The organism is Corynebacterium striatum (assembly GCF_016728105.1).
Taxonomy (GTDB): domain Bacteria; phylum Actinomycetota; class Actinomycetes; order Mycobacteriales; family Mycobacteriaceae; genus Corynebacterium; species Corynebacterium striatum.
Genome location: NZ_CP068158.1, coordinates 2,080,461 through 2,096,706 on the forward strand (window position 1 = coordinate 2,080,461; position 16,246 = coordinate 2,096,706).

The 16,246-nt window shown below is 56.5% G+C and carries 9 protein-coding genes and 3 rRNA genes; 9 read left to right on the forward strand and 3 right to left on the reverse strand.

The genetic code is table 11. The features are described 5' to 3' along the window. Positions 1-173 precede the first annotated feature (173 nt). From ramA to I6I72_RS09755, 7 genes are all read left to right on the forward strand, one after another. Positions 174-1,013 (forward strand): acetate metabolism transcriptional regulator RamA, encoded by an 840-nt coding sequence (gene ramA / locus I6I72_RS09725; protein ID WP_201806808.1) that lies wholly within the window; start codon positions 174-176, stop codon positions 1,011-1,013. Between the two features lie 76 nt (positions 1,014-1,089). Continuing rightward, positions 1,090-2,358 (forward strand): UDP-N-acetylglucosamine 1-carboxyvinyltransferase, encoded by a 1,269-nt coding sequence (gene murA / locus I6I72_RS09730; RefSeq protein ID WP_049147011.1) that lies wholly within the window; start codon positions 1,090-1,092, stop codon positions 2,356-2,358. Between the two features lie 607 nt (positions 2,359-2,965). Then, positions 2,966-4,483, forward strand: a 16S ribosomal RNA gene (locus I6I72_RS09735). Positions 4,484-4,935: 452 nt separating this feature from the next. Next, positions 4,936-8,000 (forward strand): 23S ribosomal RNA (locus I6I72_RS09740). Positions 8,001-8,116: 116 nt separating this feature from the next. Beyond that, a 5S ribosomal RNA gene (gene rrf, locus I6I72_RS09745) occupies positions 8,117-8,234 on the forward strand. The 16S, 23S and 5S rRNA genes sit together here, the layout of an rRNA operon. Before the next feature lie 257 nt (positions 8,235-8,491). After that, positions 8,492-9,229: an ABC transporter ATP-binding protein gene (locus I6I72_RS09750; protein ID WP_046645826.1), complete on the forward strand. Its 738-nt coding sequence runs from the start codon at positions 8,492-8,494 to the stop codon at positions 9,227-9,229. Further along, positions 9,229-11,772 (forward strand): ABC transporter permease, encoded by a 2,544-nt coding sequence (locus tag I6I72_RS09755; protein ID WP_201806810.1) that lies wholly within the window; start codon positions 9,229-9,231, stop codon positions 11,770-11,772. Before I6I72_RS09750 ends, I6I72_RS09755 begins: the two co-directional genes overlap by 1 nt. Here I6I72_RS09755 and I6I72_RS09760 read toward each other — a convergent pair. Genes I6I72_RS09760 through I6I72_RS09770 form a run of 3 tightly spaced genes read right to left on the reverse strand, consistent with a single transcriptional unit; the run spans position 11,769 to position 13,874 of the window. Next, a complete protein-coding gene (locus tag I6I72_RS09760; protein WP_005532180.1) occupies positions 11,769-12,137 on the reverse strand; it encodes a fluoride efflux transporter FluC in 369 nt (122 codons plus the stop codon). The two genes, I6I72_RS09755 and I6I72_RS09760, sit on opposite strands and share 4 nt — an antisense overlap. Next, positions 12,134-12,442 carry a fluoride efflux transporter family protein gene (locus I6I72_RS09765; protein WP_046645824.1) on the reverse strand — a complete coding sequence of 103 codons (309 nt, stop codon included), beginning with the start codon at positions 12,440-12,442 and terminating at the stop codon, positions 12,134-12,136. The genes I6I72_RS09760 and I6I72_RS09765 overlap by 4 nt, the downstream gene beginning before the upstream one ends. A gap of 10 nt (positions 12,443-12,452) precedes the next feature. Beyond that, positions 12,453-13,874 (reverse strand): alanine/glycine:cation symporter family protein, encoded by a 1,422-nt coding sequence (locus I6I72_RS09770; protein WP_049062432.1) that lies wholly within the window; start codon positions 13,872-13,874, stop codon positions 12,453-12,455. A gap of 156 nt (positions 13,875-14,030) precedes the next feature. Here I6I72_RS09770 and pgm point away from each other — a divergent pair, with 156 nt between their 5' ends. Further along, positions 14,031-15,647 carry a phosphoglucomutase (alpha-D-glucose-1,6-bisphosphate-dependent) gene (gene pgm, locus I6I72_RS09775; RefSeq protein WP_201806812.1) on the forward strand — a complete coding sequence of 539 codons (1,617 nt, stop codon included), beginning with the start codon at positions 14,031-14,033 and terminating at the stop codon, positions 15,645-15,647. Positions 15,648-15,663: 16 nt separating this feature from the next. Further along, positions 15,664-16,128: a MauE/DoxX family redox-associated membrane protein gene (locus tag I6I72_RS09780; protein WP_005532189.1), complete on the forward strand. Its 465-nt coding sequence runs from the start codon at positions 15,664-15,666 to the stop codon at positions 16,126-16,128. Positions 16,129-16,246: the final 118 nt, after the last annotated feature.

Here is a 16,246-nt window from a genome sequence, read left to right on the forward strand (position 1 = left end):
TGTACCGATCATTCGGGCACCGTTTGTTGGATTCCGATCAATGTTTAATGGTAAGGCGATTTATTATTACCCCCGTTCGCCGGTTATACTGCGGTGAAGGTGTTCTTTTACCCCCGAATTGTGTGGTGGGTATGGGTGCACCTACTGGTTACCCCCAACTAGGAGAGATTCTCATGGAGTCGCATCGCCTCAAAGATGATGACGAAGCCGTACGCGCCGCCCTGTCTTCCCTGAAGACCGCAACCGGCATTCCCGTCACGATGTATGGAACCCTACTTCCTGATAACCGCCTGCAAATCACTCAGTGGGTTGGGCTTCGCACTCCCGCTTTGCAAAACCTCATTATCGATGCCGGTGTAGGCGTCGGTGGTCGCGTTGTTAGCACGCGGCGCGCGGTTGGTGTCTCGGACTACTCTCGCGCGACGACCATCTCGCACGAAAATGACCGTCACATCCAGGACGAGGGCCTGCACTCCATTGTTGCTGTTCCCGTTACTGTACAACGCGAAATCCGTGGAGTGCTTTACGTGGGTGTCCACTCGCCGGTGCGCCTGGGTGACAAAGTCATCGAAGAGGTGACCATGACTGCCCGCTGCCTGGAGCAAGATTTGGCAGTTAACTCCGCTATGCGTCGCGCCGACGGCGGCAAGAGTGGCGCAGCGCGCGGCCATGTCATGAACGGTGCGGAGTGGGAGCAGGTTCGCTCCACGCACTCCAAACTGCGCATGTTGGCTAATCGGGTTGAGGATGAAGACCTGCGCAAGGAGCTTGAAGCTCTGTGCGACCAGATGGTTTCCCCGGTGCGGGTCAAGCAGTCTACCAAGCTTTCTGCTCGCGAACTCGACGTCTTGTCCTGTGTCGCGCTCGGTCATACCAATGTGGAGGCCGCAGAAGAAATGGGCATTGGTGCCGAGACCGTTAAGTCTTACTTACGCTCTGTGATGCGTAAATTGGGCGCACACACTCGCTACGAAGCGGTCAATGCTGCCCGTCGAATTGGCGCTTTGCCCTGATAGATTCAACTTTTTAGACCGGATGCCCCTGAAGCTCGCAGAAGTTTTTCAGGGGCATCCGGTAGTTTAGGGAGATGTGAAAGACCAATTTATTGTCTCCGGCGGTGCTCGACTCGAAGGCACGGTTGTGGTTGATGGCGCCAAGAACAGCGTTCTCAAGCTCATGGCCGCAGCCCTTCTCGCAGAGGGCACTACGACGCTGACCAACTGTCCGCAAATCCTCGATGTGCCCCTGATGTGCAAAGTTCTTGAAGGTCTCGGCTGTGAAGTGGAAATTGACGGCTCCGTCGTTTCCATCACGGTCCCAAAGAAACCACAGTCTAATGCTGATTTTGATGCAGTCCGGCAGTTTCGCGCTTCAGTTTGCGTGCTCGGCCCACTGACTGCTCGGTGTGGTCATGCCAAGGTAGCGCTGCCTGGCGGAGACGCTATTGGTTCGCGACCTCTCGACATGCACCAATCGGGTCTGGAAAAGATGGGTGCCCGCACACGCATTGAACATGGTGCTGTGGTTGCGGAAGCTGATGGACTTCATGGTGCAAGCATCAAGCTCGACTTCCCTTCGGTGGGTGCTACGGAAAATATCCTTACCGCCGCAGTTTTGGCAGATGGAGAGACCGTTCTTCACAACGCAGCGCGCGAACCCGAGATCGTCGACCTGTGCACGATGCTCAAGGAGATGGGTGCAAATATCGAGGGGGAGGGAAGCTCTACCATCACGATTCGGGGTGTGGAGAAGCTGCATCCAACCGAGCATAAGGTCATCGGAGATCGCATCGTTGCGGGCACGTGGGCCTATGCGGCGGTTATGACGCAGGGCGACATTACGGTCGGTGGAATCGCTCCGCGCCACCTTCATCTGCCACTGGAGAAGCTGAAGTCCGCCGGCGCGGAAATCGAGGCTTATGACAACGGTTTCCGTGTCTGCATGCGCAAGCGTCCAGTAGCGGTGGACTATCAGACTCTGCCTTTCCCGGGATTCCCCACTGACTTGCAGCCGATGGCCATCGGTCTTTCTGCGATTGCGGACGGCACCACCATCATCACCGAGAACGTCTTCGAGTCCCGCTTCCGCTTCGTGGACGAGATGCTGCGCCTTGGCGCCGATGCACAGGTGGACGGTCACCACGTGGTCATCCGTGGCCAGGAAAGGCTGTCGTCCACGCATGTGTGGAGTTCCGATATTCGCGCGGGCGCCGGCTTGGTTCTCTCCGCACTGTGCGCGGATGAAGTGACTACGGTGCATGACGTCTTTCATATCGACCGCGGCTATCCCAATTTTGTGGAGAACCTGAAGCGTCTAGGAGCTACCATCGAGCGCACCCAAGAGCCGGAGCTTTATTAAACGCTTGACGACGGCTCTTTCACTCCCCAGCATGCACGCCAAAAGGCGTTGTGTGCTGGGGATTTGTGTTGGTTGGGTGTGGTGTGTAACTTTATGTGAGTCAGCGCGACCGACAGCGCCCCACAGTCACATTGTGACTGGCTGAAGTGGCGGGAGGAAAACAGGCCCTGACGAAAATAATTTTTTGCTCATGATGAGCTGTTGCCATTTAGGTGGTGGTGGTTTGTTGTGTGGTGATGATGTCTGAGAACTCAATAGTGTGCCAATGTACTTTTTACTACTTTGTGGTGATCGTGATTGTGCTGACCGGGCTAGGTGTTTGGTTGGTGTGGTGTGTGCCGGATCGGGCCTTTTGGGGCGCGATTGTAAATAATTAAGTTTGTTTATTTGGTATGCATTGAGATTGCGTGAATCATTTTTTGTGGTTTGACTGCCCCCTTTATTTTGCCCCGTCGGGTTGGGGGTGGTTGTGATTTTTCTTTGTATAGTAATTTTTGGATTTGCCAGCCAAATTAGGCATTCATTGTGATGGGTGTTTGGTTGGTTTGTCTTTTTGTTAGGTTTGGGCTTTTCACGGCCTGATTTTTTGGCTTTTGTGCTGAAATTTTTTGTGGAGAGTTTGATCCTGGCTCAGGACGAACGCTGGCGGCGTGCTTAACACATGCAAGTCGAACGGAAAGGCCTGCAGCTTGCTGCGGGTACTCGAGTGGCGAACGGGTGAGTAACACGTGGGTGATCTGCCTTGCACTTCGGGATAAGCTTGGGAAACTGGGTCTAATACCGGATAGGACAGCTGTTTAGTGTCAGTTGTGGAAAGTTTTTTCGGTGCAAGATGAGCTCGCGGCCTATCAGCTTGTTGGTGGGGTAATGGCCTACCAAGGCGTCGACGGGTAGCCGGCCTGAGAGGGTGTACGGCCACATTGGGACTGAGATACGGCCCAGACTCCTACGGGAGGCAGCAGTGGGGAATATTGCACAATGGGCGGAAGCCTGATGCAGCGACGCCGCGTGGGGGATGAAGGCCTTCGGGTTGTAAACTCCTTTCGACAGGGACGAAGCGTAAGTGACGGTACCTGTATAAGAAGCACCGGCTAACTACGTGCCAGCAGCCGCGGTAATACGTAGGGTGCGAGCGTTGTCCGGAATTACTGGGCGTAAAGAGCTCGTAGGTGGTTTGTCGCGTCGTCTGTGAAATTCCGGGGCTTAACTCCGGGCGTGCAGGCGATACGGGCTGACTTGAGTGCTGTAGGGGAGACTGGAATTCCTGGTGTAGCGGTGAAATGCGCAGATATCAGGAGGAACACCGATGGCGAAGGCAGGTCTCTGGGCAGTAACTGACGCTGAGGAGCGAAAGCATGGGTAGCGAACAGGATTAGATACCCTGGTAGTCCATGCCGTAAACGGTGGGCGCTAGGTGTAGGGGGCTTCCACGTCTTCTGTGCCGTAGCTAACGCATTAAGCGCCCCGCCTGGGGAGTACGGCCGCAAGGCTAAAACTCAAAGGAATTGACGGGGGCCCGCACAAGCGGCGGAGCATGTGGATTAATTCGATGCAACGCGAAGAACCTTACCTGGGCTTGACATATACAAGACAGGCGTAGAGATACGTCCTCCCTTGTGGTTTGTATACAGGTGGTGCATGGTTGTCGTCAGCTCGTGTCGTGAGATGTTGGGTTAAGTCCCGCAACGAGCGCAACCCTTGTCTTATGTTGCCAGCATTTGGTTGGGGACTCATGAGAGACTGCCGGGGTCAACTCGGAGGAAGGTGGGGATGACGTCAAATCATCATGCCCCTTATGTCCAGGGCTTCACACATGCTACAATGGTCGGTACAACGCGCAGCGACACTGTGAGGTGGAGCGAATCGCTGAAAGCCGGCCTTAGTTCGGATTGGGGTCTGCAACTCGACCCCATGAAGTCGGAGTCGCTAGTAATCGCAGATCAGCAACGCTGCGGTGAATACGTTCCCGGGCCTTGTACACACCGCCCGTCACGTCATGAAAGTTGGTAACACCCGAAGCCAGTGGCTCAAACTCGTTAGGGAGCTGTCGAAGGTGGGATCGGCGATTGGGACGAAGTCGTAACAAGGTAGCCGTACCGGAAGGTGCGGCTGGATCACCTCCTTTCTAAGGAGCATTATTTTTGTGCCCACAGTTGTGGGTGTGTTGGTTGAGTACACGCGTGTTGTACTGCCAGCAATTTTGTTTAATCGGGTGGAGACATACCTTAAACAGTCTGGTTATTTTCAAAGTGGTAGGCCAGCCGCATGGCACTGTGTGTGTTGTGTGGTGGTGTGTATGTTGGTGCATTGTTGGGTGTCTGGGGCATTATTGTCCTGGTGTTGCCCAGTCATTGATACGGTCATGGATTCTTTGATGTGTGGTTGTTGTTGGTGGTTGGGGTGTTGTGTGAGAACTGTATAGTGGACGCGAGCATCCCCAAGCAATGATGCTTTGTGTGTTGTTGTTTGGGATGTGTAATTTCTTATATTCTTTGTGTTTTGTGTAGTTCACGCCGGCACGATGGGCAGCAGCGTTGGGGTTTGTGCCCTATGTTGTTTGTTTGTTGTGTTGGTTGTGTGTTCGTTATTTAGGGCGCATGGTGGATGCCTTGGCATGCTGAGCCGATGAAGGACGTGAAAGGCTGCGTTAAGCCTCGGGGAGTTGTCAATTGAGCGTTGATCCGAGGATGTCCGAATGGGGAAACCTGGCACCTGTTATGGGGTGTTACCCTTCAGTGAATTCATAGCTGTTGTGGGGGTTACGCGGGGAAGTGAAACATCTCAGTACCCGTAGGAGAAGAAAATAATAATGATTCTGCTAGTAGTGGCGAACGAACGTGGATGAGGCTAAACCGTGTGCATGTGATACCTGGTAGGGGTTGTGTGTGCGGTGTTGTGGGCCCTGATGAGGATGGCTACTGACGTCCTGCCCGCGCATTGTTGTTAGGTGAAGTGGTGTGGAAACGCCTGCCGTAGAAGGTGATAGTCCTGTAGCTGAAGATGATGGTGTGTGGGTTGTTGGGTTGCCCGAGTAGCAGCGGGCTCGTGGAATCTGCTGTGAATCTGCCGGGACCACCCGGTAAGCCTAAATACTCAGTGTGACCGATAGTGGATAGTACCGTGAGGGAATGGTGAAAAGTACCCCGGGAGGGGAGTGAAATAGTTCCTGAAACCATGTGCTTACAATCCGTCAGAGCACTTTTTGTGTGTGATGGCGTGCCTTTTGAAGAATGAGCCTGCGAGTCAGCGGCATGTCGCGAGGTTAACCCGTGTGGGGTAGCCGTAGGGAAACCGAATCCTAATGGGGTGTTTAGTGGCATGTCCTGGACCCGAAGCGGGGTGATCTACCCATGGCCAGTGTGAAGCAGCAGTAAGATGCTGTGGAGGCGCGAACCCACGTAGGTTGAAAACTGCGGGGATGAGCTGTGGGTAGGGGTGAAAGGCCAATCAAACTCCGTGATAGCTGGTTCTCCCCGAAATGCATTTAGGTGCAGCGTCGCATTAGCTTGGTGGAGGTAGAGCTACTGGTTGGTTGAGCGGGACTACAATCTTAGCAATGTCAGCCAAACTCCGAATGCCATTAATGTGTTGTGCGGCAGTGAGACTGTGGGGGATAAGCTTCATAGTCGAGAGGGAAACAGCCCAGATCGCCGGTTAAGGCCCCTAAGGGTGTGCTAAGTGGAAAAGGATGTGGGATCGCGAAGACAGCCAGGAGGTTGGCTTAGAAGCAGCCATCCTTGAAAGAGTGCGTAATAGCTCACTGGTCGAGTGGTTCTGCGCCGACAATGTAGTGGGGCTCAAGCACACCGCCGAAGCCGCGGCAATAATATTTTGTTATTGGGTAGGGGAGCGTCGTGCACGTGTTGAAGCGTTACCGTGAGGAGGCGTGGAGTGTGTGCGAGTGAGAATGCAGGCATGAGTAACGAATTGGAAGGTGAGAATCCTTCCCGCCGGATGACTAAGGGTTCCTGGGTCAAGTTCGTCTTCCCAGGGTGAGTCGGGACCTAAGGCGAGGCCGACAGGCGTAGTCGATGGATAACCAGTTGATATTCTGGTACCCGAGTATATGCGCCCCTGATAAAGCACTGATACTAACCACCGTGCGTTACTGTGGTTGACCCTTTGGGGTTAACATGGTGGCAAGCCGTGGGGCCTGATGTGTGGTTCAAGCGATGGGGTGACACAGTGGGGTAGCCATGCCGCTTAGTGGATTGTTGGTGTAAGCGTGTAGGTGATGGTGTAGGTAAATCCGCACTTGTTAGCTCAGACGTGATGCGTAGCCTTAATTGGTGAAGTTGGTGATCCCGTACTGTCGAGAAAAGCCTCTAGCGATGTATATACTCGGCCCGTACCCCAAACCGACACAGGTAGTCAGGTTGAAAATACTAAGGCGTTCGGGTGAACTGTGGTTAAGGAACTCGGCAAAATGCCCCCGTAACTTCGGGAGAAGGGGGACCCTATGGCGTGAACACTCTTTGCGGTGGGAAGCGTTGTGGGGTCGCAGAGAATAGAGGGAAGCGACTGTTTATCAAAAACACAGGTCCATGCGAAGACGTTAAGTTGATGTATATGGACTGACGCCTGCCCGGTGCTGGAAGGTTAAGAGGACCGGTTAATCAAGCTTTGCTTGGTGAAGCTGAGAATTTAAGCCCCAGTAAACGGCGGTGGTAACTATAACCATCCTAAGGTAGCGAAATTCCTTGTCGGGTAAGTTCCGACCTGCACGAATGGCGTAACGACTTCCCTGCTGTCTCAACCACAGGCCCGGTGAAATTGCACTACGAGTAAAGATGCTCGTTACGCGCGGCAGGACGAAAAGACCCCGGGACCTTCACTATAGCTTGGTATTGGTGTTCGGTTCGGTTTGTGTAGGATAGGTGGGAGACTATGAGACGTGTGCGCCAGCACGCGTGGAGTCGTTGTTGAAATACCACTCTGATCGGATTGGATACCTTAACCTTGGCCCATGATCTGGGTTGGGGACAGTGCCTGGTGGGTAGTTTAACTGGGGCGGTTGCCTCCCAAAATGTAACGGAGGCGCCCAAAGGTTCCCTCAGCCTGGTTGGCAATCAGGTGGTGAGTGTAAGTGCACAAGGGAGCTTGACTGTGAGAGTGACAGCTCGAACAGGGACGAAAGTCGGGACTAGTGATCCGGCACCTACTTGTGGATGTGGTGTCGCTCAACGGATAAAAGGTACCCCGGGGATAACAGGCTGATCTTCCCCAAGAGTCCATATCGACGGGATGGTTTGGCACCTCGATGTCGGCTCGTCGCATCCTGGGGCTGGAGTAGGTCCCAAGGGTTGGGCTGTTCGCCCATTAAAGCGGCACGCGAGCTGGGTTCAGAACGTCGTGAGACAGTTCGGTCTCTATCCGCCGCGCGCGTTGAAACTTGAAGAAGGCTGTCCCTAGTACGAGAGGACCGGGACGGACGTACCTCTAGTGTGCCAGTTGTTCCGCCAGGGGCATCGCTGGTTGGCTACGTACGGAAGGGATAACCGCTGAAAGCATCTAAGCGGGAAGCCTGTTTTAAGATGAGGTTTCATTTGAGGTCCCCTAAAGACTATGGGGTTGATAGGCCAGACATGGAAGCACCGCAAGGTGTGGAGTCTACTGGTACTAATAGACCAAAACAAACACACACGACACTACCGTGCACAAACAAGAAAACACACACACGTGTTCGCGTCCACTATGCAGTATCTGACACAACACCGGAGTACACCAGAACACAAAAGTTCTGCTGCCCCGAAAGTTTGTCGGTGGTCAATAGCGACAGGGAAACGCCCGGACCCATTCCGAACCCGGAAGCTAAGCCTGCCCGCGCTGATGGTACTGCAACCGGGAGGTTGTGGGAGAGTAAGTTACCGCCGACATAAAACAACAAAAACAACTCAATACACAAGAAGGAGCACAACCCACCACAAGGGAAGTGCTCCTTCTTTTCGTCTTTCTGGAGGGCCCGTTCCTGACTACAACGTCAGGGACCAGCCCTTTTTCGATCGTTTTGTCGTAGTTGACCATAAAGGTTGTCCGGAATGTGACCCGCAGGTGCGCGGTGTTACCTATGGGGCGCTAGTGTAGGGGAGATAGTTTTGTTTCATTTCATCCCTCACCGTTAGGAGACCCCTTTATGAGTCCAACAAGCAGCGCAGCGGCCCGCGCCGTCGAGCTATTCAAGCAATACGGTCAAGGCGATACCGCAGTTACTGCACTGGACCATGTCAACGTGGAATTCGAGCGCAACAAGTTCACCGCAATCATGGGCCCGTCTGGCTCCGGCAAGTCGACGCTGATGCACACAATGGCTGGCCTGGACTCCGCAACGAGCGGCTCGGCTTTCATCGGCGATACGGACATGTCGCAGCTCAAGGATAAAGAGATCACCGCGCTGCGCCGAGACCGTCTAGGCTTTATCTTCCAGTCCTTCAATCTGGTGCCTACCCTCACCGCTGCAGAAAACATCACTCTGCCGATGAACATTGCGGGCAAGGACGTCGACCAGGCGTGGTTTGAAGAAGTGACCACGCGTCTAGGGCTCGCACAACGACTTACCCACAGGCCGGCTGAACTCTCCGGCGGTCAGCAGCAGCGCGTCGCCTGTGCGCGTGCGCTCGTGGCACGTCCAGAGATCATCTTTGGCGATGAACCCACCGGTAACCTAGACTCCAATTCCTCGGCGGAAGTGCTCGATATTCTTCGTACCGCCGTTGACCAGGATGATCAGACTGTGGTCATCGTGACGCACGACGCTAAGGCGGCGTCATACGCAGATCGCGTAATTTTCCTCGCCGACGGCAAGCTCGTTAATGAGCTAGAGAACCCAACCATGGAATCCATCCACAAGGTCATGGCGGAGATTGAGAGCTAATGGCAAAAAACAACACTATGCGCAAGGTCTCCTTGCGCAATATCATCGCGCATAAGCTGCGACTTACGCTGACGCTCCTTGCGGTGGTGCTGGGCACCGCGTTCATCGCTGGTTCCTTCATGTTCACCAACTCGCTTTCGAACACGTTTGATGCCGCGGTCTCCAACAGCTTCACCGGCGTGGACGCTGCGGTGAGCAAGAAGGACTCGGGCCCAGAGCTGGACGAGAAGCTGCGAAGTGAGCTCGCCAAGGACACCAAGGTGGGCAACGTTAACATCGAAGGCGCCCAGACGGTCGTTGTGGCGAATGACAAGGCAGAAGCCTTCCAGACCTCCGGGGGTACTGCCCACGTGCGCCCCTATTACCCGGCCGACCAGACCGTGGGCGAGCACGGCGAGATCGTCGAGGGCGAGGCGCCGCAGGGCCCCGGCGAGGTTCTCATCAATGACTCCGCAGCAGAAAAGTTTGGTGTCACGGTGGGGCAGAGGCTCATCGTGGTCCATCCGGACAAGCGTGACGAGGTGAAGGTGGTTGGCATCGAGAAGCCAGCTGTCGACGCAGGTCAGGCGCTGACACTGCAGATGGACAACAAGGCCTTCGCGCAGCGCTATGGAAATCCCCGGCAGCTGAAGGTCTCTGCGGCGGAAGGTGTAACTCCCGAGCAACTCGTGAACCACCTGAACAAGACATACGACGTCGAGGCAGAGTCCGGCGAGAAGCTAGCCGAGGAGATCTCTGACGCCATTTCTTCCGCGCTGAAGTTCGTGAACTATTTTCTTATCGCCTTCGGCCTCATTGCGCTGTTGGTCGGCACCTTCATCATCGCTAATACCTTCTCGATGATCGTCGCGCAGCGCACCAAGGAATTCGCTCTCTTGCGCGCCCTTGGCGCCTCCCGCCGCCAGATCACCCGCTCCGTGGTGGTCGAGTCCTTTATCGTGGGCCTCATCGGTTCCGCGGTGGGCGTCGTCGCAGGCATGGGCTTGGTGGCCATCATCAAGGCAGTGCTGAAGTCCCAGGGCATGCCGATGGATGGCAACCTTGGCTTGAGCCTGAGCGCCATTATCGTCCCCATTTTGTTGGGCGCAGCGGTCACGGTGGTATCGGCGTGGGCGCCGGCTCGCCGTGCCGGTACGGTGGAACCCGTCGAGGCAATGCGTACCACCGAATCGGCCGCTGGTTCCTCGCTGAAGGTCCGCACCATCATCGGCGGTTTGCTCATGGTGCTGGGCGCCATTTTCGTTGTGGTGGGTGTGCTTATCGACGCCGGTACCGGCATCCGAGCCAGCCTCGTCGGCCTCGGAGCCCTCAATTTGATTCTGGGATTTGCCCTCGCAGGCCCGGCGTTGTCGCTGCCCATCGTTCCTACTTTGGGAAGAGTCATCGGTGCACCTTTCGGGGCCGTCGGCAAGCTTGCGTCTACTAACTCCAAGCGCAACCCACGGCGTACCGCTGCTACCGCCTTTGCTTTGACCTTGGGCGTGGCACTGGTGACGGCGATCGGCATGCTTGGCGCCACGATGAAGTCTTCCGTTGCAGATACTCTGGAAAAGGACATCAGTGCCGATTACCTGCTCTCCGGCCCATCCCAGGGCAATTTCCCGACTCCGGCCGAGACTAGCGAGCGCGCTGCAGAAGCCGAGGGCGTGGGTCAGGTGGTTACGGTGGGTACCGCTCCGGTAGAGATCGATGGCCAGGCCTCGATGCAATATGGCCCGCAATATTCCATGACTGAGACGGTCAGCGGCAATCCGAGCGATGTCTTCAAACTCACGATGACGCAGGGAGATACGGACATCGCCGACGGCGGATTCGTGGCTGATAAGACCACTGCGGAGAAGCAGGGCTGGAAAGTCGGTGAGTCCTATAAATTGACTGGCCCGATTCCTGGCAAGTCCGCCAAGGTGGAGCTCAAGGGCATCTACGAGGACTTCCAGATGCTGCCCAAACTTGCGGTATCCCAGAAGAGCGCCGAGGAGCTCGTGCCTGCCGACGCCATCACGGTCGCCATGGTGGGTGTCAACGGCGAGGAAGGCGTGGATCTCGAGCAGCTGCGCGGCAACCTCGAGGAGGCAGTTAAGGATCTAGTCGTGGTCCAGGTTGCATCTGGTGAAGAATACGCCGGCGAAGCTGCTGGCATGATCAACCAGATGCTGTCCATCCTTTACGCGTTGCTTGCCCTCGCGGTGATCATCGCGGTGCTGGGCATCGTCAACACGCTCACGCTGGGCGTTATCGAGCGCCGCCAGGAGATTGGCATGCTGCGTGCGGTGGGCACCCAGCGTCGCCAGATCCGCACCATGATCACGCTTGAGTCTGTGCAGATCGCCGTCTTCGGTGCGGTCATGGGCATGTTGATGGGCCTCGGACTCGGTTGGTCCTTCATCAAGGTCTTGGCAGATGAAGGCCTTAATAACGCCGTTGTACCGTGGGGCATGCTGGCAATTCTGCTCGTGGGTTCCGCGGTGGTTGGTGTGCTCGCCGCACTGTGGCCAGCGCAGGGCGCATCGAAGACGCCGCCACTCGATGCCATTGCGGACTAGAAGTTGTTGTAGATAAGCGGGGCCCACATGGCCCCGCGCCAAGCCAGGACCACGCCGAGGGCGAGGGTCCAGAAGAGGTACTGGGTGAATTTCCAGTACCTCTTCTTTTTGATCATTTCGCCTAGCTCCTTGGCCAAGGTCGACCAGGTGGAAAGGCCACCTGCGAAACCTACGATGGCGAGGGGATAGATGGTGTTGGCTAAGGGGGCGTCGACAAGCATGGCGAAGCCATAAGCCAAGCCGATTGCCAGCGCTCCGCACATGTTGGAAGCGAAGGTACAGACCGGCGCGGGGAGCACCTTGGTGAAGCCGTAGCGCCCCATGCCGCCTAAGAAAGCGCCAAACAGGATATAGAAAAGTGTCATCGTGGGGCCACCTTGTCACCGATGAGGTAAGCGCCCACGCATCCAAGCACCGTGGCCACCACGTAGCCCGCAGCGATGGCGGGGGAGGCGCCCGAGGTGAGGTAGGCGAACGTGGCGAAGCTGGTAAAACCTCCCAGCACACCCGTGCCCCAGAAAGGCTTGGGCTTGAAATAGCCCATTAGTGCGCTGCCGAAGATGTTAATAATAAGCAGCGGCAACATCCCGCCGCCTAAGAGTGCGGACAAAAAATAGCGGGCCACGGCGCCAAGTGCGGCGCCGGACCCGACTACTAGTGCTTGAGGCATGCCCTACATGTTACTTCCAGTCCATCTGCTGGGAGCGCACGAACTCCTCAACGTCCTCGATTGGCTTGTTGAGCTTGGGATCGAACTCCAGGTAGGCCTTGGTCTCGCGGGCGATGAGACCGGAGAGGATAAGCAGGCCGATGAGGTTCGGGATGGCCATGAGGCCGTTGGCCAGGTCGGAGAAGGACCATACGACGTCAAGCTCGGTCACCGCGCCGATGAAGACGACGACGGTGAAGAACATGCGGTATGGGATGGTGGCCACTCGGCCGAAGAGGGAGGACAGTGCACGCTCGCCGTAGTAAGACCAGCCGACGATGGTGGAGAAGGCGAAGAAGATGATGGACAGGGAGACAATAGTGCCGCCCCAATGGCCGGGCAGGCCGGCCTCGAAAGCCTTGGCGGTCATGATGCCGGCTTCGTCGCGTCCCATGTCCCACACGCCGGTCACCACGATGACAAGGCCGGTGATAGTCACGACGATGAGCGTATCGATGAATGTCTGAGTCATGGAGACGAGTGCCTGACGGGCTGGGTGCGGGGTCTTGGCGGCAGCTGCTGCGATTGCGGCGGAACCCATACCAGACTCGTTGGAGAAGATACCGCGGGCGACACCGTATTGGATGACCATGATGATGGAGGAACCGACGAAGCCGCCGGCCGCGGAGGTGCCGGTGAAGGCATCAGTGAAGATGAGGCCCAGTGCTTCTGGAATCTGGCCGGCGTTGACGATAAGGACTACGAGGCCGCCGACCACGTAGATGATGATCATCAGCGGAACGAAGGCGGAGGTGATACGGCCAATGGCCTGGATGCCGCCCAGAAGAACTGCGCCGACGAGTACGAACATGAGCGCGCCGGAGGCTACTGGGGTGACTCCGAAGGCGGATTCCATGTTGGTGGCCACGGAGTTGGCCTGCGTCAGGTTGCCGATACCGAAGGATGCAAATACTGCGAAGATGGCGAAGGCGGTAGCGAGAGTTGTGCCGAGTGGGCCTTTGATGCCGCGTTTCAGGTAGTACTGCGGTCCGCCGGCCTGCTCACCCTTGGAGTCGGTAGTGCGGAAGCGGACACCGAGGTAAGCCTCGGCGTACTTCGAGGCCATGCCCATGAGGCCCGTGACCCAGATCCAGACGAGGGAACCTGGGCCGCCGATGGACAGCGCGGTGGCGACGCCGACGATGTTGCCCACACCGACGGTGGCGGCGAGTGCAGTGGTAAGCGCCTGGTAGTTGGAGATATCGCCTTCGGCGGACTTGTCGTCGGGGTGGTCGACGAAGGCGTGGCGCAGGGCACGACCGAGCGTGCGGAACTGAATGCCGCCGAGGCGGATGGTCAGCCATAGTCCAGTACCGAGCAGGAGCGGAATAAGGACGAAGGGTCCCCAGACCACACCGCCCACCGTATCGAGAGTATTTTGCACTGAATCCATGCTGAGAAACTACTACATAATAGAAATTCAGTTAAGGGAGTTAGTGATTTGAGTTCGCATTTTCCCCCTTGTGGGGGTTGAAAGTGCTGCGAAATCATGTGGGAAAGGGCAAGCTTGGCAGGAGAATTAATCGCAGACGTCTAAGGAGACTCCCCCATGGCCCACGAGCGCGCCGGTCAGTTGGCTCAGACGAGTGACCTCATTGATATTGCTGAGCTGGTCACCGCGTACTACACCCGTACTCCGGATGTGGAGAATCCGGATCAGCAGGTAGCTTTCGGCACCTCGGGCCACCGCGGTTCCGCGTTGGATACGGCCTTCAATGAGAACCACATTCTGGCGATTACCCAGGCGATCGTGGACTACCGCGCGGAGCAGGGGACTACCGGTGCTATCTTTATCGGTCGCGATACCCACGCGCTTTCGGAGCCGGCAATGGTCTCGGCCTTGAAGGTTCTCTTGGCTAATGGCCTCGAGGTCCGCGTCGATGACCGCGGCTGCTACACCCCGACCCCGGCTGTCTCCCACGCGATTCTCACCCACCCGGGTACCGACGGCATCGTGATTACGCCGTCCCACAACCCACCGCGCGATGGTGGCTTCAAGTACAACCCGCCAACTGGTGGACCGGCCGATACCTCTGCCACGGACTGGATTGCGGAGCGCGCCAACAACTACCTGCGTGCTGACCTTGAGGGCGTCAAGCGCGTGCCTGTCGACGGCGTGCTCGACGAGCGCTGCGTCAAGCACAACTACGTGGATAACTACGTGGCTGATCTGCGCAACGTGGTGGACATGGATGCCATCAAGAAGTCTGGCCTGCGCATCGGCGCGGACCCGATGGGCGGCGCTTCTGTCGATTATTGGGCAGCAATCGCCGCGCACTACGAACTCAACATGACCGTGGTTAATCCGGGGGTAGACGGAACTTTCCGCTTCATGACCCTGGATACAGACGGCAAGATTCGCATGGACTGCTCTTCGCCGAACGCCATGGCTTCTCTCATCGGCAACCGTGACAAGTACGATCTCGCCACCGGCAACGATGCCGACGCTGACCGCCACGGCATCGTCACCCCGGATGCTGGTCTCATGAACCCGAATCACTACCTCGCTGTGGCTATCGAGTACCTGTTTAGCCACCGCCCCAACTGGGGCAATGCCGGCGTGGGTAAGACCTTGGTTTCCTCTTCCATGATCGATCGCGTGGTGGCCAAGCTGGGCCGCGAGCTCGTCGAGGTGCCGGTAGGTTTCAAGTGGTTTGTGCCGGGTCTCGTGGAGGGAACCATCGGCTTCGGTGGCGAGGAATCTGCGGGTGCTTCCTTCCTGCGCTTTGACGGAACCGTGTGGTCGACTGACAAGGATGGCATCATCTTGGACCTGCTTGCGGCCGAAATCACAGCGGTGACTGGAAAGACCCCTTCGCAACGCTACGCGGAGCTGGCCGAAGAGTTTGGTGCGCCTGCCTATGCGCGTACCGACGCCCCCGCCAACCGTGAGCAGAAGGCGGTTCTGAAGAAGCTGTCGCCGGAGCAGGTTACCGCCACTGAGCTGGCCGGAGAGGAAATCACTGCCAAGCTGACGGAGGCGCCAGGCAACGGTGCGGCCATCGGTGGTCTCAAGGTGACAACGCAAAATGCATGGTTTGCCGCGCGCCCATCTGGTACGGAAGACAAGTACAAGATCTATGCCGAATCCTTCCTCGGTGAGGAACATCTCAGGAAAGTCCAAGAGGAAGCACAGGCTCTCGTTTCCCAAGTCCTAGAAGTTTAGGGTTAAACTAAATCGCGTGACCAAGAAAATTGACAAGAAGCTGATTCTGGACGTCGTCAGTGCGTTTGCTCGCTTCTATATGGCTTATATCTGGATTAAGGCCGGCGTGGCCAAGCTTGGCGAACCGCTGTCCGTAATGCAATCCATCAAGGCCTATGAAATCTTTACCCTGGAATGGTCGGGGTACCTGGCCAACATCATCGGACCGCTTGAGATTATCGGCGGAGTGCTTTTGCTCCTCGGCTTGTTCCTGAAGACTTCCGCCAAGGTGGGGACCATCGTTTTGGCGCTGTTCATGATTGGAATTGGTCAGGCTTGGTTGCGTGGTCTTGGGATTGACTGCGGCTGCTTTGAAGCAAACCCGGAGCAGGATGCGCAGGTTATGAACTATATGATGACCTTGTTGCGCGATACCTTCTACATCTTCCTCATGGTGTGGACGATGGTGCGTCCGTTCAAGAAGTTTGCACTCCACCCATAGTCCCACTGATTTCCAAGACAATTCATTGCCAATGTCACGTTTTTTCTGATGGAAATGCCCAGTGTGTTGGGTATATTCTCTGTTGAGATCGTGAAACAAAACCCGCGCGAGCGGGCAA